Here is a 20,894-nt window from a genome sequence, read left to right as displayed (position 1 = left end):
GGCTCACGGTGCGCCGAACCCGTGGTCGCTCATGATCTGCTGCCCCTTCGCGCTCAGCACGAAGTCGACGAACGCCGCACCCGCCGCATCCGAACCCGCGAGCGTGACGATCGGATAGCGGTTCACGACCTCTTCCGCGCCGTCGGGGACGACGCTGTCCACCGCGTCGTCGCCGATGACGTCGGTCGCGTAGACGAGTCCGGCATCCGCCTCGCCGGCGGCGACCTTCTGCAGCACGGCGGTCACGTTCTGCTCCAGGCTGGCCGCGGTCACGTCGACTCCCGCCGCGTCGAGCAGCTGAGCGGAGGCGGCACCGCACGGCACCGCGGGGGCGCACAGCACGGTCACCGCATCCGCCAGGTCGGCGAGCCCGCTCACCCCGGCGGGGTTGCCGACCGGAACCGCGATGACGAGGGTGTTGGTCGCGAACAGCTCGGGTTCCGTGGCGAGACCGGAGTCCACGAGGTCCTGCATGTTGCGCTCGTCCGCCGTGGCGAGCACGTCCGCCCTGGCGCCCTCCTGCAACTGCGTCACCAGCGTGCTCGAACCGTCGTAGACGATCGGGTTCACGGTGACGCCTGGGTTCTCGGCGGTGAAGGCGGCCCTGATGTCGTCGAAGGCGGTGCGCAGCGACGCGGCGGCGAAGATGGTCACCTCGCCCGCGGGCTCGGATGCCGCGGCTTCCGGCGCGGGCGAGTCAGAGGCGGGTGCCGCGCAGCCGGCCAGCAGGAGGAGGCCGACCAGCGGAGCGGCGAGAGCGACGCGACCGAGGGCCTTCACGACCTCTCCCTCGGTGTCTCGACGATGACGTTGGTGGCCTTGATGACGGCCACCGCGAGGGAGCCGGGCTGCAGGTCCAGCTCGCGCGCGGCCTCGGCGGACAGCAGCGAGACGAAGCGGTGGGGGCCCGCCTGGATGTCGACCTGGGCCATCACGCCGTCGATCTGCACCCGTGTGACGAGGCCGGTGAAGCGGTTGCGCGCACTGGAGAGCCGGTCGGAAGAGTCCCTGGCGGACGCGGCATCCTTGAGCACATGCTCGGCGAGAGCGGCCCCGGGGATGCGGGCGGGCGAGTCGCCGGTGACGGGCAGCGCGCCCTGGTCGACCCAGCGCCGCACGGTGTCATCGCTCACCCCGAGCAGTCGGGCGGCTTCGGCGATGCGATAGGACGTCATGGCTCAGAGCCTAGGGATGCCGCAGCCGCAGATCCAGAACAACAGCCGTTATATTTCCGCAGATGCGGGATTGCAGATCGAGACGACAGGCTGAGGTTTTCCCTGGCAGCCGAAGCTGGCGCCGGAAGCGCGGTATCCGTAGCCTCAGAAGCATGGCGCTGTCTCCGCTCGTCGACCCCGTCGACACCCTGAGCGACGCCGAACGCGCCCGCACGGCCCGCCATCAGGTGCTCGCAGGTCTCGGGGAGATCGGGCAGCGCCGACTGCGCGCCGCTCACATCGCCGTCGTCGGAGCCGGCGGCCTCGGCGCCCCGGTAGTCCTCGCGCTCGCCGCGGCGGGCGTCGGGACGCTCACGATCATCGACGACGACGTCGTCGAGCTGTCGAACCTGCAGCGCCAGGTCATGCACCGCCTCGGGGACGTCGGCGACCCGAAGGTCGACAGCGCCGTGCGCGTCGCCGCGGATCTCTCGCCCGAGACCACGGTGCGCGCAATGCGCGAGCGGATCGCCGACGAGAACGCCGATGCCCTGCTCGCGGGCGCCGATCTCGTCATCGACGGCACCGACACGTTCGACACGCGCCTCGTGGTCGCCGCGGCGACCGAGCGCCTCGGCATCCCGTTGGTGTGGGGCGTCATCCAGGAGTTCGCGGCTCAGATCACGGTGTTCTGGTCCGCTCCGTCGGATGGCGCGGATGCCGTCGTGCTCGGCGACCTGTATCCGCCCGGCAGCGTCGGCGAACTGCCGACCTGCGCCGCCGTCGGAGTGTTCGGAGCGCTGTGCCTGCAGGCTGGCGCGATCCTGTCGATGGAGGCGATCAAGCTCATCACCGGCATCGGCGACCCGCTGCTCGGCCGCGTGCTCGTGATCGACGCGCTGCGCGCGAAGACGAGCGAGGTGCCGCTGAGACCGTCGAGGGCACGCAAGACCCCGGCCCCGACAACGGCCGCAGCCGACCCGACGATTCCCGTCGAGATCCCGGTCGCAGCGCTGTCCGCTGAAACCGTCGCCGGCGCACGACTGCTGGACGTGCGCGAGGACGCCGAGGTCGCGACCGGCACCATCCCGGGTGCTCGGCACGTGCCGCTGGCGCAGGTGCTCGCCGAGCCGTCGGCGCTCGGCGCGGGGCGGATCGTGGTGATCTGCCAGGCCGGCGTCCGCGCCCGACGTGCGGCGGCCGCGCTGCGCGCCGCCGGTGCCGATGCCGTCGTACTCGCCGGAGGCATGGATGCCTGGGCCGCTGAGCGGGTGTCATGACCGCGCGCCCGCACCCGATTTCAGTGCCCAGGTGGCGCAATCTGCCGCTCACGAGGACCAGAAGCGACAACTTGCAACACCTCGACCGGGGAGAGGGGCGCCCGCGATGACGTACCGGACTGTCGAGGAACAGCTCGACCGCGTGCTTGCGCAGGTGCGGCAGCATCCGCCGGTCACCGTCCCACTCGACGAAGCGCACGGCCGCACCCTGCGCGTCGACGCGCGCGCCGCCAGCGCCGTTCCGGTCTTCGACAACTCGGCCATGGACGGGTTCGCGGTGCGCTTCGCGGACGTCGTGGATGCCGCGCCCGACCGTCCGGCGGTCCTGACGGTCGTCGCCGACATCCCCGCCGGCAGCGCGCTCGACCCCGCGATCGGTGCGGGCGAGGCGGTGCGCATCATGACCGGGGCTCCGGTTCCGGCCGCCGCTGATGCGATCGTGCCGTTCGAGGACACCGCCGGCGGGCTCGCCGATTCGCTCGGCGAGGTGACCGTGCAGCGCGCACCGAGGGCACGCGGCGCGCACATCCGCCGAACGGCCGAGGACACCGCCGTCGGCGACGTCGTCCTCGGCGCGGGGGCGCTTCTCGGCCCGCGGCAACTGGCCGCTCTCGCATCCGCCGGCATCGGCCTCGTCGAGGTCTCCGAGCGCCCGAGGGTCGCCGTCGTGTCGACCGGCTCCGAGCTCGTCGCCCCCGGCGAACCGCTGCGACGCGGGCAGATCCCGGAGTCGAACAGCACCCTGCTAGCGGGCCTCGTCGCAGAAGCCGGCGGCGAGGTCGTGCTGCGCCGCGTCGTCGACGACGAGGGCGACGGACCGGCGGATGCCGTCGCCGAGGCGCAGCGTTCCGGCGCCGATGCCGTCGTCTTCTCCGGCGGCGTCAGTGCCGGTGCGTTCGAAGTCGTCAAGCAGAGCCTCGGCGACAGCATGGAGTTCACCAAGGTGGGCATGCAGCCGGGCAAACCGCAGGGCTTCGGCACGACCGCGGACGGCATGCTGTTGTTCGGACTCCCCGGCAATCCGGTCAGCGCGGCGGTGTCGTTCGAGGTGTTCGTGCGACCCGCGCTGCTGCGCATGCAGGGCCGCCGCAGCATCCATCGCCCCCGGATGCACCTGCCGGCCGGCACCGGCTGGCGCACCCCACCCGGACGCGTTCAGTACCTGCCCGCGGTCATCGACCGCTCCGACCCCGCCCGACCCGTCGTGCGTCCCGCGACCGCCGGCGGATCGGGATCGCACCTCAGCGTCGGGCTCGGTATCGCCGAGGCGTACGCGATCGTCCCCGCCGAGACGGAGCAGGTCTCCGCCGGCGACCTCATCGAAGTCATGGAGCTGTGATGACCTTCACCCACCTCGATTCCACCGGTCACGCACGCATGGTCGACGTGACGGAGAAGACCCCGACCGTGCGTGCGGCGACCGCGCGCGGCTTCGTGCGCTGCGACCCGTCGACCGTGGCGCTCCTGCGCGACGGCAGCGTGCCCAAGGGCGATGTGCTCGCGGTGGCGCGGATCGCCGGCATCCAAGCAGCCAAGCGCACCCCGGAGCTTCTCCCGCTCGCGCACGTCATCGGCGTGCACGGGGCCGTCGTCGACCTCAGAATCGAGGACGGCGGGGTCGAGGTCGAGGCGACCGTCCGCACCGCCGACCGCACCGGCGTCGAGATGGAGGCGCTCACCGCGGTCTCGGTGGCGGCGCTCGCCGTGATCGACATGATCAAGGGCATCGATCGCACGGTCAGCATCGAGAACCTGCGCATCACCGCGAAGGAGGGTGGCCGCAGCGGGTCATGGGTGCGTCCCGGAGAACAGACTCCGTGAGCACGGGGGCGATCCTGCTCGTCGGCGGACGGTCTCGGCGCATGGGCGGGGGGACCAAGCCGCTGCTCGAGGTGGGTGGGCAGACGCTGTTCGCTCGCACCGTGCACGCGCTGACGGATGCCGGATGCACCCCGATCATCGTCGCAGGACCCGTCCTCGACGAAGACGCGCCGGTGCTCTGGGCAAGAGAAGAGCCGCCCTTCTCCGGCCCGGTCGCCGGGATTGCCGCAGCCCTCGGCGCGCTGCCGACCCCGGAGCCGGAATGGATGATGCTGCTCGCCGGCGACCTGCCGCGTGCTCCCCGGGTCGTCGATCGGCTGCACGAAAGGACCGGGAACAGCGACGACGTCGAGGCGCACGTCTTCACCGCCGACGAACACCCGCAGTGGCTCGCCGGCGCGTACCGCACGCAAGCCCTCCGCCGGGCGCTCGGCGCCCTCGACGGCGGGTTCGAGAACGTGTCCTGCCGTGCGGCGCTCGGCGGTCTGGAGATCTCCTGGCTGAACGACGAGGCTGGAGAGACCGCAGACATCGACACCCCCGCGGACCTTAACCGCATCCGCGCCGAATTCGAGGAGGAATCATGAGCGAGGCATCCCGCACACTGCCCCCGGAAGCGCTCGAGGAGTGGGCGCTGGCGCTGCGCGACAGGTTCGGTCTGGCGGCCGAGGACGTTCCGATCGCGCTGATCCTCGACCTGGCCCGCGACGTCGCGAACGGCGTCGCCCGGCCCGCCGCACCGTTCAGCGCGTTCGTCGCGGGACTCGTCGCAGGGCGCGCCGGAGGTTCCCCCGAACAGGTGCGCGAGGCCGTCGACGGCGTCGTCGCGCTCGCGTCCACATGGCAGAGCGCAGGGGACCGGTCGTGACGGCGGTGCGCTTCTTCGCCGCCGCTCAGGAAGCAGTCGGGCGCGACGCGATGACCACGGATGCCGCGACCCTCGGAGAGCTGAAGGCGGCTCTGCTCTCGGCCCATCCGGCCCTGCACGGACTGCTCCCGCGGTGCGCGGTGCTGGTCGACGGCGCCCGCGTCGACGACGAGTTCGCGCTCGCCGGCACCCAGACGATCGACGTGCTTCCGCCGTTCGCGGGCGGGTGAGGCCCGGCTACCCGCCGATCCCCTTCCACGCCGTCGTGCCGTCGACCTCGACCTGACGCTTCCACACCGGCAGGTCGCGCTTGATGGCCTCGATGACCTCGCGGCAGACGGTGAAGGCCTCGTCGCGGTGCGAGGACGCGACGGCGATGGCCACGGCCGCTTCGCCGACCCCGAGCCGTCCGATGCGGTGGCTAACAGCGATGACGGCATCCGTGTCACCGGCGGCGGCCTCGGCGATCCGGTGCAGTGCGGCCTCGGCGTCGGGATGCGCTGTGTACTCCAGCGCGACGACGGCGTCGGCGGCATCCGGGTCGTGATCGCGGACGCGACCGACGAACGTCGTGACCGCGCCGGCGGCCGTGTTCTCGACGGCGGCGATGTGGGCATCGAGGGACAGCGGCTGATCGCTGATACGGGCGAGTCGAACGGTCATGCGTGGTCTCCTCCGTCGAGTTGATCGAGTACGTGCCCGGCCAGGGACACCACGAGGGGCATTCCTTCGGCGACCGCGGCGGGGGAGCCGGGGAGGTTGACGCCGAGAGCGCTGACTGCCACGCCCGCGATGCCGCGGGTCAGCAGCGCGGCCGGCTTCGCCTGCGCACCGCGCCGTCGCAGTTCCTCGGCGATACCGGGCAGCTCGCGCTCCACGACGCGCGCCGTCCCCTCGGGAGTCTCATCGCGCGGGGCGACACCGGTGCCGCCGGTCGTGACCACCAGGCGGATGCCGGACGCGAGGAGTCCGCGCAGGGCGCTCTCGACGGCATCCGCACCGTCCGGGACGATCTTCGCCGTCTCGCAGGAGAATCCGGCGGCCCGCAGCGCCTCGACCGCAATCGGCCCCGCGGTGTCCTCTCGCAGGCCGGCGGCCGACCGATCGGACACGGTGAGGACGGCTGCCGGGATCATGCTCTCAGCCTAAGCGGCGCGGTCGCGATAGTCGCGATGATGGCGATCGGCAGGCAACGATGCAGGGACGCTATCGACGGGATCCGACATCCCTATCGCGAAAAGCGATTATTCACGGCCCAGAATTCGCCGCCTGATCAGGGGCTCGAAATAATGGATACATGGCCAACGGCGGGCTCGTCTGCGGGCCGATCTCAACGTTCTCCCGGGTGCAGATCCTGCATCTGGTCCAGTCGCAGTCCCCGCGCACGATCGCCGACATCTGCGATGCCACCGGCCTCCACCAGAACACCGTGCGCGAGCACCTGCAGCGTCTCATCGACGGCGGCTACGTCATCCAGGCCACCGAGCGCCGCACCACTCGCGGTCGACCGCGCACGCTCTACAGCGCGGCCACCGGAGCGCCGGAAGCATCCAGCCCTGTGGCCCGCGACAAGGTCACGGCGGCCGCCCGCCGCGGCGACCTCATGCGCCGGGCGCTTCCCGTCACGGAATCCGATCTGGGTCGCCCGGCCACCTATCAGCTCGATGCCCTCATCGAACACCTCGAGGAGAGCGGATTCGAGCCCGTCGTCGACGACCGGCAGCTCACCGTGGACCTCACGCCGTGCCCGCACGCCGCGGCGCGATCGAAGGATCGCCCAGTGCTGTGCCAGGTGCACCTCGGTCTCATGCAGGGGGTGCTCACTCAGGCCGGAGGCCCGCTCGCCGCCGCTTTCGTGCGCGACCCCGCGCTGCCCGAGGAATGCATCGTCCAGCTGACGGATTCTGCGGCCTGACGGTCGCTGGAGAGAGGGAGTCTCGTGATGGAGTGGCTCGATCCACTTGCGCTGGCCAGATGGCAGTTCGGTCTCACGACCGTCTACCACTACCTGTTCGTTCCGCTGACGATCGGCATGGCGCTCGCCGCGGCGATTTTCCAGACCGCGTGGGTGCGCACCGCGAAGGTGCACTACCTGCACCTGACCCGGTTCTTCGGCAAGATCTTCCTGATCAACTTCGCCATGGGCGTCGTGACCGGCATCGTGCAGGAGTTCCAGTTCGGCATGAACTGGTCGGACTACTCCCGCTTCGTCGGCGACGTGTTCGGTGCCCCGCTCGCCTTCGAGGGGCTGCTGGCGTTCTTCTTCGAGGCGACCTTCATCGGGGTCTGGATCTTCGGGTGGGACAAGATGCCCCGCAAGCTCCACCTGATGAGCATCTGGTTCGTCGCGATCGGCAGCATCATGTCGGCGTACTTCATCATCGCCGCCAACGCCTTCATGCAGAACCCGGTCGGCTACGAGTACAACCCCGCCACCAACCGCGCCGAGCTCGTCGACTTCTGGGCGCTCCTGACGAACCCGGTCGCGCTCGCCGCCTTCCCGCACACGATCTTCGGCGCGTTCATGTTCGCCGCCGGTGTCATCATCTCGGTGTCGGCCTGGCACCTCTACCGCGGCCAGCACCTCGAGACGATGCACGTCTCGCTGAAGTTCGGCCTGTGGGCGATGCTCGTCTCCACCGCCGGCGTCGCCCTCACCGGCGACCAGTTGGGACTCGCGATGTACGCCGCGCAGCCGATGAAGATGGCGGCGGCAGAGGCGACATTCGACACGGTCTGCGGGGCGGATGCCTCGTTCAGCCTGTTCACGCTCGGCACTCCCGACGGCTCGTCCGAGCTGTTCTCGATCCGCGTGCCGTACCTGCTTTCACTGCTGTCGACGCACACGCTCGACGCCTGCGTGCACGGCATCAACGACCTGAACGCCGAGTACGCGGTGCAGTTCGCCGACCTCGGCATCGACAACTTCGCGCCGGTGCTCTGGATCACCTACTGGTCGTTCCGCTGGATGATCGGCCTGGGCATGCTGCACGCCTTCATCGCGCTCGTGGGGCTGTGGGTCACGCGCAAGAACGCGAAGAAGCCGGTCGCTAAATGGATGTGGAAGATCGCGATCTGGTCGTATCCGCTCGCCCTGTTCGCCAACATCGTCGGATGGGTGTTCACCGAGATGGGACGCCAGCCGTGGATCGTGTTCGGGCTCATGAGCACCCGTGACGGCGTCTCGCCTGGCACGTCCGGGCTCGAGGTCCTGATCTCGCTGATCGCGTTCACGGCGATCTACGCCGCACTCGCTGTGGTCGAGATCCGGCTCATCGTCAAGGCGGCCCAGAAGGGGCCGGACACCACCGAGACCCACGACGAGGCGGCGCCCGCGCCGTCGGTCGTCTACTGATCGGAAGGAAGCCAAATGGATCTCGCAACGCTCTGGTTCGGAATCATCGCCTTCCTGTTCGTCGGCTACTTCGTGCTCGACGGGTTCGACTTCGGCGTCGGCATGTCGCTGCCCTTCCTCGGCAAGGATGACGTCTCCCGCCGCCAGATCATCAACACGATCGGACCGGTCTGGGATCTCAACGAGACCTGGCTCATCGTCGCAGGGGCCTGCCTGTTCGCCTCGTTCCCGGAGTGGTACGCGTCGCTGTTCAGCGGCTTCTACCTGCCGCTGCTGGTGATCCTGCTCACGCTCATCATGCGCGGCGTCTCGTTCGAATACCGTCACCAGGGCAAGACCGAGAAGTGGAAGGCGGGGTTCGACCGGATGATCATCATCGGCTCGGCGGTTCCCGCATTCCTGTGGGGCGTCGCGTTCGCGAACATCATCCAGGGCGTCGCGCTCGACGAGCGGCACGTGTACGTCGGCACGGTGTTCGACCTGCTGAACCCCTACGGCCTGCTCGGCGGCCTGACGACGCTGCTGCTGTTCTTCACGCACGGTGTCACCTTCGTCGCGCTGAAGACCGACGGGCAGCTGCGTTCGGATGCTCGCCGGCTGGCGCTCCGCGCCGGGCTGATCACGCTCGTGGTGGCTGCGGTGTTCCTGATCTGGACGGTCGCGGCGCACTTCTCGATCGTCGTGCTGGCTCTCGCGGCGCTCGCCGCGGTGTCGCTGGTGCTGTCGCTGGTGGCGAACATGCGCGATCGTGAGGGCTGGGCGTTCGTGTTCGGCGCCGCGACGACGCTGTTCGCCGTGGTGACGCTGTTCGCCGCCCTCTTCCCGAACGTGTTGCCCTCGACGATCGACCTGGCCTTCAGCCTCACGATCGAGAACGCGTCGAGCACGGAGTACACGCTGCAGATCATGACGTGGACGGCCCTGGTCGCCCTGCCGCTGGTGCTGCTCTACCAGGGGTGGACGTACTGGATCTTCCGCAAGCGCGTCACCCGCGCATCGATCGAAGGAGCTCCGGTTCACGCGTGAAGCCCGTCGATCCGCGTCTGCTGAAGTACGCCGGCGCTGCGCGAGGATTCTTCGTCCTCGCCGCAGCGCTCGGCGTGCTCCAGACCGCGGTGGTGATCGCCTTCGCCTGGTTCCTGACGGATGCCGTCACCGGCGCTCTCGCCGGAAGGTCCGTGATTTCTTCCCTGATGTGGATGCTCGGCCTAGCGCTGCTGCGCGGAGTGCTGATCGCGGCATCCGACTTCGCGGGGATGCGGGCCGCGGCGAAGACCGGCACGCAACTGCGCGGAGCGCTGATCAGGGCCATCGGTCGCCTGGGCCCCGGCTGGCTGGCGACGCGGAATCAGGCCTCACTCGCGGTCACGGCAGGTCACGGACTCGAGGCACTGGACCAGTACTTCGCGAAGTACCTGCCGCAGCTGGTGCTGACCGTCATCGCGACGCCGGTGATCGTCGTGGTGATGTGGTGGCAGGACTGGCCGAGTGGATTGACCGCGGTGATCACGCTGCCGCTGATCCCGATCTTCATGATCCTGATCGGCATCGCGACCAGGACCGTGCAGCGCAAGCAGTGGCAGACGCTGCAGCACCTGGCGGCGCGATTCGCCGACACCGTGCAGGGGCTCGCGACGCTGCGGCTGTTCGGGCGCGAGCGGCGGGCGGCTTCGCAGATCGAGGCGACGGCCGACCGGTACCGCCGGGAGACCATGAAGGTGCTGCGGTTCTCGTTCCTGTCGGGCTTCGCGATGGAGCTGCTCTCGTCGCTCGCGGTCGCGCTCATCGCGATCGCGGTCGGGTTCCGGCTGCTCGCGGGGGAGCTGTCGCTCGAGGTGGGGCTGTTCGTCCTGCTGCTCGCGCCGGAGGCATTTCTGCCGATCCGGCAGGTCGGCGTGCAGTTCCACGCCGCGTCAGAGGGAGTCGCCGCGACCGAAGACATCTTCGAGGTGCTTGATGAGGCGGAGGCGTCATCCCCTGCCCCGCACAACTCCGGAGTTTTTCCGCAGAACACCGACTTCTCGGCTCCGGACCGGTCGGCAGCCGCCGATCCTCCTGAGTTGTGCGTGGCGGACCTCCGCGTCCGCGACCTCCCTCCGGTCTCGTTCACGGCATCTCCCGGCACCATCACCCTGATCGAGGGGTCGAGCGGCTCCGGAAAGTCGAGCCTCATCGCCGCCCTCCGGAGAGCCGCGGCGTTCGAAGGCATAGCCGCATTCGAGGGCACGGACGTCCGCGAACTCGCCCCCGCCGACTGGCTCGCGTGGGCAGGCCAGGCTCCCGGCCTCATCCGCGGCACCATCGCGGAGAACGTCTCCCTCGGTGGTACCACCGACGATGCGGCCGTCCGCCGCGCCCTCGACGCCGCCTGCGCCGAAGACCTCGACCCCGCGCAGGAGCTCGGAGTGCAGGGCAGCGGACTCTCCGGCGGCCAGGCGCAGCGCGTCGCCGTGGCCCGCGCGCTCTACCGCCACGCCGCCGGCCCAGACCGCGTACTCGTCCTCGACGAGCCGTCGAGCGCTCTGGATGCCGAGACCGAGCAGCGCCTGTGGGCGACGCTGCGGGCCCGGGCGGATGCCGGCGCGACGATCCTGCTCGTCTCGCATCGCCGCACCGCGCGCGAGGTCGCCGATCGCGTGGTCACCCTGGGGGTGTTCGCATGAGCGGCAGCGTCCGCGACATCCTCCGGCTCGCGCAGCCGCCGATCCGTCGCTTCCTCCCGGGGCTCATCTGGGGAGTCTTCTCGGCCGCCGCCGCGGTGTCGCTGCTCGCGGTCAGCGGCTGGTTGATCGTCAGCGCCTCGATCGTCGACTCGCTCGTGCCGCTGTCGGTCGCGGTCGTCGGAGTGCGGTTCTTCGCGGTGTCGCGAGCGGTGTTCCGCTACCTGGAGCGGCTGTCGGGGCACGACGCGGCGCTCCGCCAGCTCGCCGCGACCCGCTCGGACATGGTGCGCAGGCTCATCCCGCTGTCGCCGGCCGGGCTCGGACGCACCGACCGCGGGCAGGTGCTCTCCGCGCTCGTCGACGACGTCGAGAACCTGCAGAACCTGCCGCTGCGCGTCGTGCAGCCGCTCGCGGTCGCCGGTGTCGTCGCGATCGGCGCGGTCGGCTTCGTCGCCGTGATCTCCCCGCCGGCCGCCCTCACCCTCGTGGTGTGCCTCCTCGTCGCGTCGCTCGTCGCGATCGGCCTCGGCTGGGTCTTCGGCGCGCGCGCCGAAGCACAGGTGTCACACGAACGCGCCGAGCTCTCGGCATCCCTCGTCGACTACTTCGGCAGCCTCGACGTCCTGCTCGCGTACGGCGCCGAGCCTGCGGCGCGCGAGCGCATCGAGCGCGCAGACGCGAACGTCCGGCGCACCGTGACGCGCGCGTCGCTGGCGCAGGCGGTCGCTGCCGGTGTCGTGTCCGTGCTGGCGGGAGTGGCATCGGCGTGGGCGGTGGCCGCGGCATCCCCTGGGCTCGCCACCGGCGCGATCGACGGACCTTGGCTGGCTGTCGTCGTCCTCGTGCCGATGGTCGTGTTCGAGGTGTTCGGCGCGGTGCCGGTCGCCGCGGCATCCTGGCGGAGCGTGCGCGCGAGCGCCGAGCGCGTCGTCGACGTGCTGCCGGCGTCGGTGCCCGAAGAGCTGCGAGCGGATGCCGGCACCGACGATGACCCGGACGGAACGGCTCTGCGCCTCCGCGACGTCCGCGCCACTTGGCCCGGCGGTGCGCCGGCCCTGCGCGGCGTCTCGCTCGATCTCGCGCCGGGGGAGCGCGTGCTGGTGTCCGGCCCGAGCGGCGCAGGCAAGAGCTCGCTCGCCTCCGTGCTGGTCGGGTTCCTCCGCGCCGAGGGCGAGTTCACGATCGGCGGGACGGATGCCGCGACCCTCAGCGGGCCGGCACTGCGACGCACGATCGGGCTGTGCGAACAGCATCCGCAGCTCTTCGACGAGGACATCCGGCAGAACCTGCTGTTCGCGCGCGACACCGCGAGCGACGACGACCTGCGGGGCGTGCTCGATCGCGTGGGCCTCGGCGCCTGGGTGCGCGAGCGCGGCGGGCTGGACGCGCGGGTCGGCGACCGCGGCGCGCTCGTGTCGGGCGGTCAGGCTCAGCGGCTCGCGCTGGCGAGGGCGCTGCTGCGCGGGTTCCCGGTGCTCGTGCTGGACGAGCCGACCGCCGGCGTCGATCCCGAGGCATCCGATGCGCTGCTGCGCGACCTGCTCACTGCGGCCACCGGGCAGTCCGTGCTGCTCATCTCGCACGTCGCCCCGCCGGAGGGGACCGTCGATCGGGTCGTGAGAATCGAGGCGGGTCGCACGGTCTGACTCGGATAGTTGCTCAAGTGCGACAGTTGATGCTCAGCAACCATAGGCGTATAGTTGCTTCAGATCAACTTTCTGACGCAGGAGCAACCCCACTTTGACAACCAACACCTCACCCGCGACCGAAGCCACGCGCTCGGCCCGCGAGGTCTTCACCGCGATCTCCGGCCTCATCGTCGGCATGTTCGTCGCGGTCCTCTCCGGCACGGTCGTATCGACCTCGATGCCGGTCATCATCGCCGACCTCGGCGGCACGCAGTCGCAGTACACCTGGGTCATCACCGCCAGCCTTCTCGCGACCGCGGTGTCCACGCCCATCTGGGGCAAGCTCGCCGACCTGGTCGACCGCAAGATCCTCGTGCAGCTCTCGCTCATCCTGTTCACGGTCGGCACCGTGATCGCCGGCTTCTCGACCGACACGAACATGCTGATCGCCGTACGCGTGGTCCAGGGCGTCGGCGTCGGCGGCCTGATGTCGCTGGTCATGATCGCCGTCGCCCTCATCATCTCGCCCCGTGAGCGCGGCAAGTACATGGGTGTCGTCGGCGGCATCATGGCGCTCGGCACGATCGGCGGACCGCTCCTGGGCGGTTTCCTCACCGACGTGTGGGGCTGGCGCTCGAACTTCTTCGTCGGCGTGCCGTTCGCGATCATCGCCCTCGTGCTCCTGCAGTTCACGCTGCACCTGCCCAAGCCGCAGCGCGGGACCAAGGTCTCGATCGACTACTTCGGCATCGTTCTGCTCGCCGTCGGCGTCTCGACCCTGCTGATCTGGGTGTCCATGGGCGGCAGCCAGTTCGAGTGGGACTCCGCGACGAGCTGGATGCTGGGAGCCATCGCCGTCGCGGCCATCATCGCCTTCGTCGTGGTCGAGTTCTTCGTCAAGGAACCGATCGTGCCGATGTCGCTCTTCCGCAACCGCACCTTCACGCTTTCGGTCATCGCCTCGATCGCCATCGGCGTCTCGATGTTCGCCACCTCGGTGTTCCTCGCCCAGTACTTCCAGCTCGCCCGCGGTGCGACGCCGACCGAGTCCGGCCTGATGACGATCCCCATGATCGTCGGCCAGATGGGCGCCTCGATCATCATCGGCCAGCTGGTGAGCCGGTTCGGCAAGTGGAAGGGCTGGATGCTGACAGGCGCCGTGCTCGCGACGATCGGCGTCTCCCTCATGGCGACCCTGCGCTACGACACCCCGTTCCCGCTCGTCGCGGTCTACATGTTCGTTCTCGGCGCCGGCCTCGGCATGGTCATGCAGAACCTCACCCTGATCGTGCAGAACGACACCTCGCCGACGCAGTTGGGTGCTGCGTCTTCGAACGTGAACTTCTTCCGCACGATCGCCGGCACCATCGGCGTGACGATCATGGGCTCGCTGCTCTCCACCAGCGTGGGCACCTACATCAGCGACGGGCTCGCGGGCTTCACGCCGACCACGCAGGATGAGATCACGGCTCTGCAGCACCTCTCCACGGGCGACGTGCCCAAGGTGGCAGAGCTGCCCGAGACCATCAGGACCATCGTCGAGTCGGCCTACGGCAACGGCATCGCTGACGCGTTCATCATCGCGATCCCGCTCGCCGTGATCGGGATCATCGCGATCGCCTTCATCAAGAACAAGCCGCTGTCGACGAAGAACGCCGCCGAAGAGCTGCGCGAGCAGGTCGAGGAATCGGTCATCGAGGTCTCCGAAGCCGAAGTGGGAGCGTCGACCGGTGTCATCCGGCTCGTGGACGGCGAGTCCGCGGCGCCCTCGACCGGCTCCGTGGCGGTGCTCGAGCGCGAAGAGTCGGAGCCGGAGCGCTGACATGGCCAACGGCGAGACCGCTGCGTACGCCGACGTCGACGAGACGTTCGCGGAGTTCCAGGAGCGTCTGAACCTGGTCTTCGCGAAGGCTCGGTCGCTCTGGAAAGAAGCGGCCGCACGGATCCATCCCGATCTGCAGCCCTCCGGCTACAAGCTGCTGACGTTCATCGCCCGCGCGGGGAGCGCGAATGCGCATCGCCTCGCCGAGTGCTTCGAGATGGACAAGTCGGTGGTCAGCCGGCAGGTGCGGATGCTGGAGGATCTCGGCCTGCTCGAATCCCGACCCGACGACCAGGACGGCCGTCAGCGCGTGCTGACGGCCACCCCGGCGGCCTGTGAGGCGCTCGACGGGCTCAAGAGCGAGAACGCCGGCCGCCTGCGCGGCGTCCTCGATGAACTGACCCTGGAAGAGATGCAGGCCGCCTCGAAGGTGTTCCGCCTCATCGCGGAGCTCTGACCGGCAGCAGACCTGAGCCCCGCCGCATCGTACGGCGGGGCTTCGCCGTACACTGGCGATCATGAGCGCCTCGTCTGCCGACCCCGCGTCCACCCCCATCGGCGAGGGGCAGGATCTCGAGAACGCCGTCACCCGGGTCGAGCAGGAGCTGGGGCGTCTGTTCGCGCGGATCCGGGTGGGATGGCGCGAGGCCGCGGTCACGGTGCATCCCGATCTGCAGCCTCTCGGGTATCAAGTACTGATCTCGATCGCGAGCGGCAAGGCGACCTCGGCCGGAGCGATCATCGAGCGCCTGCAGACCGACAAGTCCGGCGTCAGTCGCCAGGTGCGTCAGCTCGAGGAGCTGGGGCTGGTCGAGAGCATGCCCGACCCCGAGGACCGCCGTGCGCGGGTGCTGGTCGCCACGGACCTCGCGCAGGAGCGGATCGCGATCGCGCGGGAGCGCTACGAGGGTCGCATCGGCGAGCGTCTGCGCAGCTGGTCTGCCGCAGACCTCGACCACTTCGTGGAGCTGCTCGGCGCGCTCGGCCGCTGATGCTCGAGCGGTGACACCCGCTCTTGACGGCTCAGTCCGTTCCGCCCTCGTCCTCGCCGCGGATCAGCTTCTGGATCTGCTCCTCCGACAGGGGTTGGATGGATGCCGATGACAGCTCGATTTCCGGATCTGTCGGCGACCCGCCGATCGTGCATGCGGACTCCGCGTCGTACCCGTTGGTCTGCGCGGGGACGAGCACCAGCCACTCCGGCGTCACCGTGCGCTTCTCGATGCGTGCTCCTGCGGCGTCGAACTCGACGCCGTCGTACCCGGAGCTGGTCGCGTCGATGCAGATCTGCACCAGCTCGCTCGCGGTGAAGGCGGAAGGCGTCTCTGGGGCCTTCGTAGGTGTTTGCGTGGGCGTCGGATCCGCTGTCGGCGAGGGATCGGGCGTGGCCGGGGTCTGCTCGGCCGCGGGGGTCGGGGTCGGCGTCGAAGACGAAGGCTCCGGGGCGCAACCGGCGAGAGCACCCGCGGCGAGGAGCAACAGAGTGACGGTCACAGAGGAGGCCTTGCCGACGGACGTCATGATCTCATCGTAGAGAGAGGCCGTGACCCGATCCGTCACCGACGCGTCACTCGATCTGGAAGTAGCCGCTCCAGCCGGGGCCGATGAGGCTTCGACTCTTGAGTCGCCCCGTCCCGTCTCCCGGGTAGAGGTAGAGCTCGCCCGCTGACGTGCGCGCGATCAGGTCCGGGTATTTGTCCCCGTTGTAGTCCACGCCGCCGGTGAGCGCGGTGATCGAGCCCCAGCCGGTGCTGAGCGCGACCCGGGTGCCGAAGCGGCCGCCCAGTCCCGGGTAGAAGTAGAGGGTGCCGTCGTTGCCGACAGCCATGATGTCGCCGTGGCGGTCGCCGTTGAAGTCTCCGCCGGCGATGAGGCGGATCGTGTTCCATCCGCTCCCGACCGTGATGTGCGGCCCCGGGAGAGTTCCGGTTCCGTTCCCGCGATAGATCGTGAGAACGCCGGACGCCGAGGCGCCCAGCACATCCTGGATGCCGTCGCCGGTGTAGTCGGCGCCAGAGGTCACGTGGAGCAGGTCGTACCAGCCCGCGCCGGGTGTGCCGAATTCGCCGAACCCGCCGGTGGTGTTTCCCGCGTAGTACTCGAGCACGCCGTCGCTGCGGGCGACGAGCATGTCGGCTCTCCCGTCAGCGTTGAGATCGGCGTGCGTCAGGTGCCGGTGGATCCCCCATGCACCGGTGACGATCTCCGGCTTGAGGAACCCGCCCCTGCCGTTGCCGGCGAAGAACTGCAGATCGCTGTCACCGGCGACCGCGAGGAGATCGGCTTTGCCGTCGCCGTTGTAGTCGGCCGAGTTCACCGTCGAGATCGGTGCGGTGCTGAGGCCGGGGAAGACCAGGGGAATCGGATTGCCCCGCGCGACGGTGGACAGGCAGACGAAGCCCTGGTTGATCGCGGTGTACACGGAGCCGTTGCGCCACACTTCGAAGTGCAGATGTGCGCCGGTCGAGGCGCCGGTGTTCCCCACGATGCCGATCTGCTGGCCCCGCGTCACACGCGAACCGATCGCGACGCTGCCCTGCGCTGCCATGTGGGCGTATCGGGTGACGTACCCGCCGGTGTGCTCGATGTCGACGTAGTAGCCGTATCCGCTGTTCGACGCACGAGTCTTGATGACGCCGTCGTAGGCCGCGACGATGGGTGTGCCGCCCTGGCCCGAGATGTCGATGCCGTCGTGATTGCGGTAGTTCGACCGGCATCCGTCGCCCACCCTGGACTCGATCCTGCCCGACGCCGGGATGATCATCTGTCCGTCCGTCGCCGCCGTCGCGGGAGCGGCCGTTGTGAGCGATGGGGCGATCGTCCCGACGAATACGGCGACCGCCGCCAGCATCGCGACGCGTGCGAGGCGCCATCGCGACGTACGTTTCATGTCGAGTCGTCTCCAGCTCGTCCGGCCCCGCGGGCGCAGAGTCCACCGAGGTCACGTTATCAGCGAGCACAGCGACTTCAGTGGATCCCGGCGGGTGTGCCCGCAGGTCCGGTAGCGTCAGGGGATGGTTCGTACCGACGAGGCGAGTCTGCACATCCGGGCGTCGCCCGGGCAGGTTTTTCCGAGCGCTGAGCACTCCGGACAGCGTGATCCGGTGGCTGCCGCCCGAGGGCATGACGGGCCGCATCGAGCACTGGGATCTGCGCACCGGCGGGACGTACCGCCTCGTGCTCACCTATCGCGACGCGAGCGGCGCTCCGGGCAAAAGCAACCCTGACGAGGACATCGTGGAGGGCCGGTTCGTCGAAGTGGCCCCGGATGCGCACCTCGTGCAGGAAGTCGAGTTCGAATCCGACGATCCGCGTTTCGCCGGGGTGATGCGGATGACATGGGCGGTGACCGCCGGCGGTGACGGCTCGGATGTGGTCTTCCGTGCTGAGGAGGTGCCGGAGGGGATCTCGGCGGCCGACCACATCGAAGGCCTGACGTCCTCGCTGCGCAACCTCGCCGCGTTGCTGGAGCGCCCGGGCGACGACGGCTGACGCGACGGTCGTCAGGCGGCCGGTGCGATGAGGCCCGCGACGCGTGCGGCGACGGCATCCGCCCCGAAGTGATCGGATGCCGTGATCGTCACGACCGCATGGCCGGCGAAGATGAGCAGCTGGCCGTGGGCTCCGTGCAGGCGCCATGCCTCGCCAGGGCCGTCCCAGCCGCTCAGCGCATAGCGCTGGTAGCCGGGGTTCTCACCCGAGCGGACCCAGTCGGAGTGCATGGCGTCGACCCACTTCTCCGAGACCAGCCGCCGTCCCTCCCAGCATCCGCCGTCTCGGATGAGCCTGCCGATGCGCGAGAGCTCCTCGGTGCGAAGGGCGAGCCCTTCGCCGGCGACGATACGACCGTTCGGGCAGCGATCCCATGAGACCTCGTCGAGGCCCAGCGGGGTGAGCAGACGGGGCGTGAGGAACTCCTGCACGTCACCGACCCGGGTGGCCAGCACGAACATGGCCGCATAGGTGCTCGCGTTGGAGTACTGGAACACGCGGCCGCGCGAGGGCCGGCTGAGGAACTCGAGCGCCAGATCCGGCCAGTCGGTCATCATGGACTCCGACCACGGCAGGTCGATGCCGCTCGACATCGACAGGAGGTGACGCAGCGTCACATCCTCGACGCCGGCTCCGAGAGGAACGCCCGCAAGGTACTCGGCAACGGGGATGTCGAAGTCGATCCGTTCCTCGTCCGCGGCGATGGCCGCTGCGAGGACGCAGACGCCCTTTGCGGCCGAATGGATGTCCTCACGCACGTCCGGCGCCCAGCGGTGCTCGGCGGTGTCCGCTCCCACTCGCACGTGCAGACCGTGCGCTCCGAACCCCGACGTCTCGATGTGCTCCACGATGAGGTCGCGGAGGGTCTGAGCGGAGGTCACCTCAGTACAGCTCGACCGGGGGCTCCATCACGATGCCCTGCGCCTCGAACGCGCGGCGGCGCTCCTCGATGCGGCGGTGGAGTTCGACCTGTGCCTCCTCGACCAGCGCCGGATCGAGCGTGACGCTTTCGGCGTGCGGGTCGCCGTGCTGCGCGCTTATGTACGCGTCGAGCTCAGGGCCGGAGGTCAGCGAGGTGATGAGCGAATAGCGCGGTGTCGCACCGCGATGCCAGACCGCGTGCCAGAAGCGCTGCGTGTCGACGATCATGCGGGTGCCGGCGGGAAGGGCGAGCCGCAGCTCGGTCGCCGGGTCGAAGCGGTCTTCGCGGAGGATGAGCATCGACTCCGTGTCCTCGGTGAGGTTGACGAACGAGCGGACGACCCAGCCGGTGCCGTCCTCGTTCAGGCGATTGTTGTCATCCTGGTGCAGGTTGTAGATCGCGTCGGCGTAGGAATTCGGCTGCAGCTCGATCACGCGGCACCGGCCGACGTTCGCGCCCGGCTCCTGGGCGAGGCGGGTCAGCGTCGGCGCCTTCTCGGTCTGGGAGGCGATCCATACGCCGTCCTTGTCGGTGCGCGGCGGGGTGTGGTTCCAGAAGCCGTTGCACTCGATGTCGCCTGCGTAGCTGGCCAGTGGGGCGAATCGCGTGACGCCGGAGGAGCGCCAGCCGACGTAGTCGAGATCGAGCCATTCGGCGGGATCGATCGGGCTCGTGTGCGGGGCGAGGACGACGTAGCCGGTCTCCGCCAGCGCCGGCGACGTGATGAAGCTCATGGAACAACCTCCGTGAGGTCATCCTAACCAGCCCCGAGCGATCATGGCGGGAGGTGTCACCGGGGATATCCGCCGGAGGGCGCGGCGGCTAGCGTTGAGGCATGACTCAGCCGCAGGGCGCCCTTCTCGTGGGCAGTGTGAACTACGACGACGCGGAGACGACGATCCGTACTGCGGCCGCTCTTCTCAGCGGTCATCTCAAGCGCATCCCCGACGGCGAGGTCGGCAAGAGGTTCCACTGGATCATGTTCCAGCCCGACGTGCTCGGGCAGGCAGAGGGCATCGAACGGGTGGGGGATGAGCCGATCCCGTTCAAGGCGGGCCTTGATGCGCGGCCGCTCCGGATCGCGGACGGCGTGGATGCGGCATCCATCGTCCTGCCTCCGCTCGGATACGCGGATGCCGCGATCGAGTCGTACCGGGTGTTCACGAGGCTGCGCGACGAGGGGGCGGTGCCGGACGGCATCCGCTTCCAGGTGTCGCTGCCGACGCCGGTCGCGATCGTGGCGTCGTTCTTCTCCGGCGACGATCGCGCGGCGATCGCGCCGGTGTACACGGCGACGATGAAGGCGGAGCTCGAGGCGATCCTGGATGCCATCCCGCACGAGGATCTTGCCGTGCAGTGGGACGTCGCCAACGAGATGGGCATCATCGAGCGCGCTGCGATCCACGGCGCTCCGATGCAGGCGTGGTGGGACGGCGACCCGTTCGACGGGCTCGTGGCGCGCCTGGTCGAGCTGGTGGATGCCGTCCCCGCCGATGTCGAGGCCGGGGTGCATCTCTGCTACGGCGACATCGCCGAGCATCATTTCCTGGAGCCGGCGGACACCTCCGTGCTCGTGCGGTTCGCGAACGCCGTGATCGCCGGCGCCTCGCGGCCGCTGTCGTGGCTGCACCTGCCCGTGCCGATCGAGCGGGACGACGCCGACTACTTCTCCGCACTCTCCGAGCTCACGCCGGTCGCCGAGCTGTATCTCGGACTCGTGCACCGGGAGGACGGCGTCGAGGGTGCGCAGCGGCGGATCGCTGCGGCATCCGCTGTCGTGCCGACGTTCGGCGTCGCGACGGAATGCGGCATCGGCCGCGCGCCGGAGGGTACGACCGAGGGCATCCTCCGCACGCATGCCGAGGTCGCCGCGGGGTGGTGAGTGGGGT

24 protein-coding genes are annotated in these 20,894 nt (G+C 69.5%); 16 read left to right on the top strand and 8 right to left on the bottom strand.

Going from position 1 to position 20,894, the window contains the following annotated elements; genetic code table 11:
• Positions 1-3: 3 nt before the first annotated feature.
• Both modA and MAE01_RS09385 read right to left on the bottom strand, forming a co-directional pair.
• The gene (gene modA, locus MAE01_RS09390) at positions 4-780 is read right to left on the bottom strand and encodes a molybdate ABC transporter substrate-binding protein (protein WP_147039287.1); all 777 of its coding nucleotides are present in this window, start codon (positions 778-780) and stop codon (positions 4-6) included.
• The gene (locus MAE01_RS09385; RefSeq protein ID WP_147039286.1) at positions 777-1,175 is read right to left on the bottom strand and encodes a TOBE domain-containing protein; all 399 of its coding nucleotides are present in this window, start codon (positions 1,173-1,175) and stop codon (positions 777-779) included. Before MAE01_RS09385 ends, modA begins: the two co-directional genes overlap by 4 nt.
• A gap of 152 nt (positions 1,176-1,327) precedes the next feature.
• On the opposite strand from MAE01_RS09385, the gene MAE01_RS09380 reads away from it, so the two are divergent.
• The 6 genes from MAE01_RS09380 (at position 1,328) to MAE01_RS09355 (ending at position 5,353) form a co-directional block, all read left to right on the top strand.
• Positions 1,328-2,434 (top strand): ThiF family adenylyltransferase, encoded by a 1,107-nt coding sequence (locus MAE01_RS09380; RefSeq protein WP_147039285.1) that lies wholly within the window; start codon positions 1,328-1,330, stop codon positions 2,432-2,434.
• A gap of 106 nt (positions 2,435-2,540) precedes the next feature.
• A complete protein-coding gene (locus MAE01_RS09375; RefSeq protein ID WP_147039284.1) occupies positions 2,541-3,773 on the top strand; it encodes a molybdopterin molybdotransferase MoeA in 1,233 nt (410 codons plus the stop codon).
• Entirely contained in the window at positions 3,773-4,255 is a 483-nt protein-coding gene (moaC, locus tag MAE01_RS09370; RefSeq protein WP_147039283.1) for a cyclic pyranopterin monophosphate synthase MoaC, read from the top strand. Before MAE01_RS09375 ends, moaC begins: the two co-directional genes overlap by 1 nt.
• Entirely contained in the window at positions 4,252-4,842 is a 591-nt protein-coding gene (mobA, locus tag MAE01_RS09365; protein WP_186806193.1) for a molybdenum cofactor guanylyltransferase, read from the top strand. The genes moaC and mobA overlap by 4 nt, the downstream gene beginning before the upstream one ends.
• Positions 4,839-5,123, top strand: a complete 285-nt coding sequence (locus tag MAE01_RS09360) for a DUF6457 domain-containing protein (RefSeq protein ID WP_147039281.1) — start codon at positions 4,839-4,841, stop codon at positions 5,121-5,123. The genes mobA and MAE01_RS09360 overlap by 4 nt, the downstream gene beginning before the upstream one ends.
• Positions 5,120-5,353 (top strand): MoaD/ThiS family protein, encoded by a 234-nt coding sequence (locus MAE01_RS09355; protein ID WP_147039333.1) that lies wholly within the window; start codon positions 5,120-5,122, stop codon positions 5,351-5,353. Before MAE01_RS09360 ends, MAE01_RS09355 begins: the two co-directional genes overlap by 4 nt.
• A 7-nt stretch (positions 5,354-5,360) precedes the next feature.
• Here the strand turns inward: MAE01_RS09355 and MAE01_RS09350 are convergent, their stop codons facing one another.
• Together MAE01_RS09350 and MAE01_RS09345 are read right to left on the bottom strand one after the other, a co-directional pair.
• Positions 5,361-5,786 carry a molybdenum cofactor biosynthesis protein MoaE gene (locus MAE01_RS09350; protein ID WP_147039280.1) on the bottom strand — a complete coding sequence of 142 codons (426 nt, stop codon included), beginning with the start codon at positions 5,784-5,786 and terminating at the stop codon, positions 5,361-5,363.
• A complete protein-coding gene (locus MAE01_RS09345; protein ID WP_147039279.1) occupies positions 5,783-6,259 on the bottom strand; it encodes a MogA/MoaB family molybdenum cofactor biosynthesis protein in 477 nt (158 codons plus the stop codon). The genes MAE01_RS09350 and MAE01_RS09345 overlap by 4 nt, the downstream gene beginning before the upstream one ends.
• Before the next feature lie 161 nt (positions 6,260-6,420).
• Here MAE01_RS09345 and MAE01_RS09340 point away from each other — a divergent pair, with 161 nt between their 5' ends.
• From MAE01_RS09340 to MAE01_RS09305, 8 genes are all read left to right on the top strand, one after another.
• Positions 6,421-7,038, top strand: coding sequence for an ArsR family transcriptional regulator (locus tag MAE01_RS09340; protein ID WP_147039278.1), 618 nt, complete (start codon positions 6,421-6,423; stop codon positions 7,036-7,038).
• A 27-nt stretch (positions 7,039-7,065) separates the two neighbouring features.
• Positions 7,066-8,478: a cytochrome ubiquinol oxidase subunit I gene (locus tag MAE01_RS09335; protein ID WP_147039277.1), complete on the top strand. Its 1,413-nt coding sequence runs from the start codon at positions 7,066-7,068 to the stop codon at positions 8,476-8,478.
• Between the two features lie 15 nt (positions 8,479-8,493).
• Entirely contained in the window at positions 8,494-9,504 is a 1,011-nt protein-coding gene (gene cydB, locus MAE01_RS09330; protein ID WP_147039276.1) for a cytochrome d ubiquinol oxidase subunit II, read from the top strand.
• Positions 9,501-11,141: a thiol reductant ABC exporter subunit CydD gene (cydD, locus tag MAE01_RS09325; protein ID WP_147039275.1), complete on the top strand. Its 1,641-nt coding sequence runs from the start codon at positions 9,501-9,503 to the stop codon at positions 11,139-11,141. Before cydB ends, cydD begins: the two co-directional genes overlap by 4 nt.
• On the top strand, positions 11,138-12,787 hold the full coding sequence (gene cydC / locus MAE01_RS09320) for a thiol reductant ABC exporter subunit CydC (protein ID WP_147039274.1): 1,650 nt from the start codon (positions 11,138-11,140) through the stop codon (positions 12,785-12,787). The genes cydD and cydC overlap by 4 nt, the downstream gene beginning before the upstream one ends.
• Before the next feature lie 94 nt (positions 12,788-12,881).
• Complete coding sequence (locus MAE01_RS09315; RefSeq protein WP_229718092.1) at positions 12,882-14,591, top strand: DHA2 family efflux MFS transporter permease subunit; 1,710 nt, start codon at positions 12,882-12,884, stop codon at positions 14,589-14,591.
• Position 14,592: 1 nt separating this feature from the next.
• A complete protein-coding gene (locus tag MAE01_RS09310) occupies positions 14,593-15,048 on the top strand; it encodes a MarR family winged helix-turn-helix transcriptional regulator (protein WP_147039273.1) in 456 nt (151 codons plus the stop codon).
• 61 nt (positions 15,049-15,109) lie between these two features.
• Entirely contained in the window at positions 15,110-15,583 is a 474-nt protein-coding gene (locus MAE01_RS09305) for a MarR family winged helix-turn-helix transcriptional regulator (protein WP_147039272.1), read from the top strand.
• Positions 15,584-15,614: 31 nt separating this feature from the next.
• On the opposite strand, the gene MAE01_RS09300 is transcribed toward MAE01_RS09305, so the two are convergent.
• Positions 15,615-16,112, bottom strand: a complete 498-nt coding sequence (locus tag MAE01_RS09300) for a hypothetical protein (RefSeq protein ID WP_147039271.1) — start codon at positions 16,110-16,112, stop codon at positions 15,615-15,617.
• A gap of 46 nt (positions 16,113-16,158) precedes the next feature.
• Positions 16,159-17,481, bottom strand: coding sequence for a VCBS repeat domain-containing M23 family metallopeptidase (locus MAE01_RS09295; RefSeq protein ID WP_147039270.1), 1,323 nt, complete (start codon positions 17,479-17,481; stop codon positions 16,159-16,161).
• Between the two features lie 206 nt (positions 17,482-17,687).
• On the opposite strand from MAE01_RS09295, the gene MAE01_RS09290 reads away from it, so the two are divergent.
• A complete protein-coding gene (locus tag MAE01_RS09290; protein ID WP_229718091.1) occupies positions 17,688-18,083 on the top strand; it encodes an SRPBCC domain-containing protein in 396 nt (131 codons plus the stop codon).
• Positions 18,084-18,094: 11 nt separating this feature from the next.
• Here MAE01_RS09290 and MAE01_RS09285 read toward each other — a convergent pair whose 3' ends face one another.
• Together MAE01_RS09285 and MAE01_RS09280 are read right to left on the bottom strand one after the other, a co-directional pair.
• On the bottom strand, positions 18,095-18,964 hold the full coding sequence (locus tag MAE01_RS09285; RefSeq protein ID WP_147039269.1) for a serine hydrolase domain-containing protein: 870 nt from the start codon (positions 18,962-18,964) through the stop codon (positions 18,095-18,097).
• Position 18,965: 1 nt separating this feature from the next.
• On the bottom strand, positions 18,966-19,739 hold the full coding sequence (locus MAE01_RS09280) for a cupin domain-containing protein (protein ID WP_147039268.1): 774 nt from the start codon (positions 19,737-19,739) through the stop codon (positions 18,966-18,968).
• Between the two features lie 101 nt (positions 19,740-19,840).
• Between MAE01_RS09280 and MAE01_RS09275 the strand changes: the two genes are divergently transcribed.
• Positions 19,841-20,887 (top strand): uroporphyrinogen decarboxylase/cobalamine-independent methonine synthase family protein, encoded by a 1,047-nt coding sequence (locus MAE01_RS09275; RefSeq protein WP_147039267.1) that lies wholly within the window; start codon positions 19,841-19,843, stop codon positions 20,885-20,887.
• The last annotated feature ends 7 nt before the right edge of the window (positions 20,888-20,894 follow it).

The sequence above is a fragment of the Microbacterium aerolatum genome (genome assembly GCF_007988825.1).
GTDB classification, from domain to species: Bacteria; Actinomycetota; Actinomycetes; order Actinomycetales; family Microbacteriaceae; genus Microbacterium; species Microbacterium aerolatum.
The sequence above is the reverse complement of the archived record's forward strand: the minus strand, read 5'-3'. Positions and strand labels throughout refer to the sequence as shown.

What these genes read in the sequence shown, in the direction of transcription:
- MAE01_RS09385 (WP_147039286.1), bottom strand. Translation starts at nt 1,175, where the DNA reads ATGACGTCCTATCGCATCGCCGAAGCCGCCCGACTGCTCGGGGTGAGC.
- MAE01_RS09380 (WP_147039285.1), top strand. Translation starts at nt 1,328, where the DNA reads ATGGCGCTGTCTCCGCTCGTCGACCCCGTCGACACCCTGAGCGACGCC.
- MAE01_RS09375 (WP_147039284.1), top strand. Translation starts at nt 2,541, where the DNA reads ATGACGTACCGGACTGTCGAGGAACAGCTCGACCGCGTGCTTGCGCAG.
- moaC (WP_147039283.1), top strand. Translation starts at nt 3,773, where the DNA reads ATGACCTTCACCCACCTCGATTCCACCGGTCACGCACGCATGGTCGAC.
- MAE01_RS09360 (WP_147039281.1), top strand. Translation starts at nt 4,839, where the DNA reads ATGAGCGAGGCATCCCGCACACTGCCCCCGGAAGCGCTCGAGGAGTGG.
- MAE01_RS09350 (WP_147039280.1), bottom strand. Translation starts at nt 5,786, where the DNA reads ATGACCGTTCGACTCGCCCGTATCAGCGATCAGCCGCTGTCCCTCGAT.
- MAE01_RS09345 (WP_147039279.1), bottom strand. Translation starts at nt 6,259, where the DNA reads ATGATCCCGGCAGCCGTCCTCACCGTGTCCGATCGGTCGGCCGCCGGC.
- MAE01_RS09340 (WP_147039278.1), top strand. Translation starts at nt 6,421, where the DNA reads ATGGCCAACGGCGGGCTCGTCTGCGGGCCGATCTCAACGTTCTCCCGG.
- MAE01_RS09335 (WP_147039277.1), top strand. Translation starts at nt 7,066, where the DNA reads ATGGAGTGGCTCGATCCACTTGCGCTGGCCAGATGGCAGTTCGGTCTC.
- cydB (WP_147039276.1), top strand. Translation starts at nt 8,494, where the DNA reads ATGGATCTCGCAACGCTCTGGTTCGGAATCATCGCCTTCCTGTTCGTC.
- cydC (WP_147039274.1), top strand. Translation starts at nt 11,138, where the DNA reads ATGAGCGGCAGCGTCCGCGACATCCTCCGGCTCGCGCAGCCGCCGATC.
- MAE01_RS09310 (WP_147039273.1), top strand. Translation starts at nt 14,593, where the DNA reads ATGGCCAACGGCGAGACCGCTGCGTACGCCGACGTCGACGAGACGTTC.
- MAE01_RS09305 (WP_147039272.1), top strand. Translation starts at nt 15,110, where the DNA reads ATGAGCGCCTCGTCTGCCGACCCCGCGTCCACCCCCATCGGCGAGGGG.
- MAE01_RS09300 (WP_147039271.1), bottom strand. Translation starts at nt 16,112, where the DNA reads ATGACGTCCGTCGGCAAGGCCTCCTCTGTGACCGTCACTCTGTTGCTC.
- MAE01_RS09295 (WP_147039270.1), bottom strand. Translation starts at nt 17,481, where the DNA reads ATGAAACGTACGTCGCGATGGCGCCTCGCACGCGTCGCGATGCTGGCG.
- MAE01_RS09280 (WP_147039268.1), bottom strand. Translation starts at nt 19,739, where the DNA reads ATGAGCTTCATCACGTCGCCGGCGCTGGCGGAGACCGGCTACGTCGTC.
- MAE01_RS09275 (WP_147039267.1), top strand. Translation starts at nt 19,841, where the DNA reads ATGACTCAGCCGCAGGGCGCCCTTCTCGTGGGCAGTGTGAACTACGAC.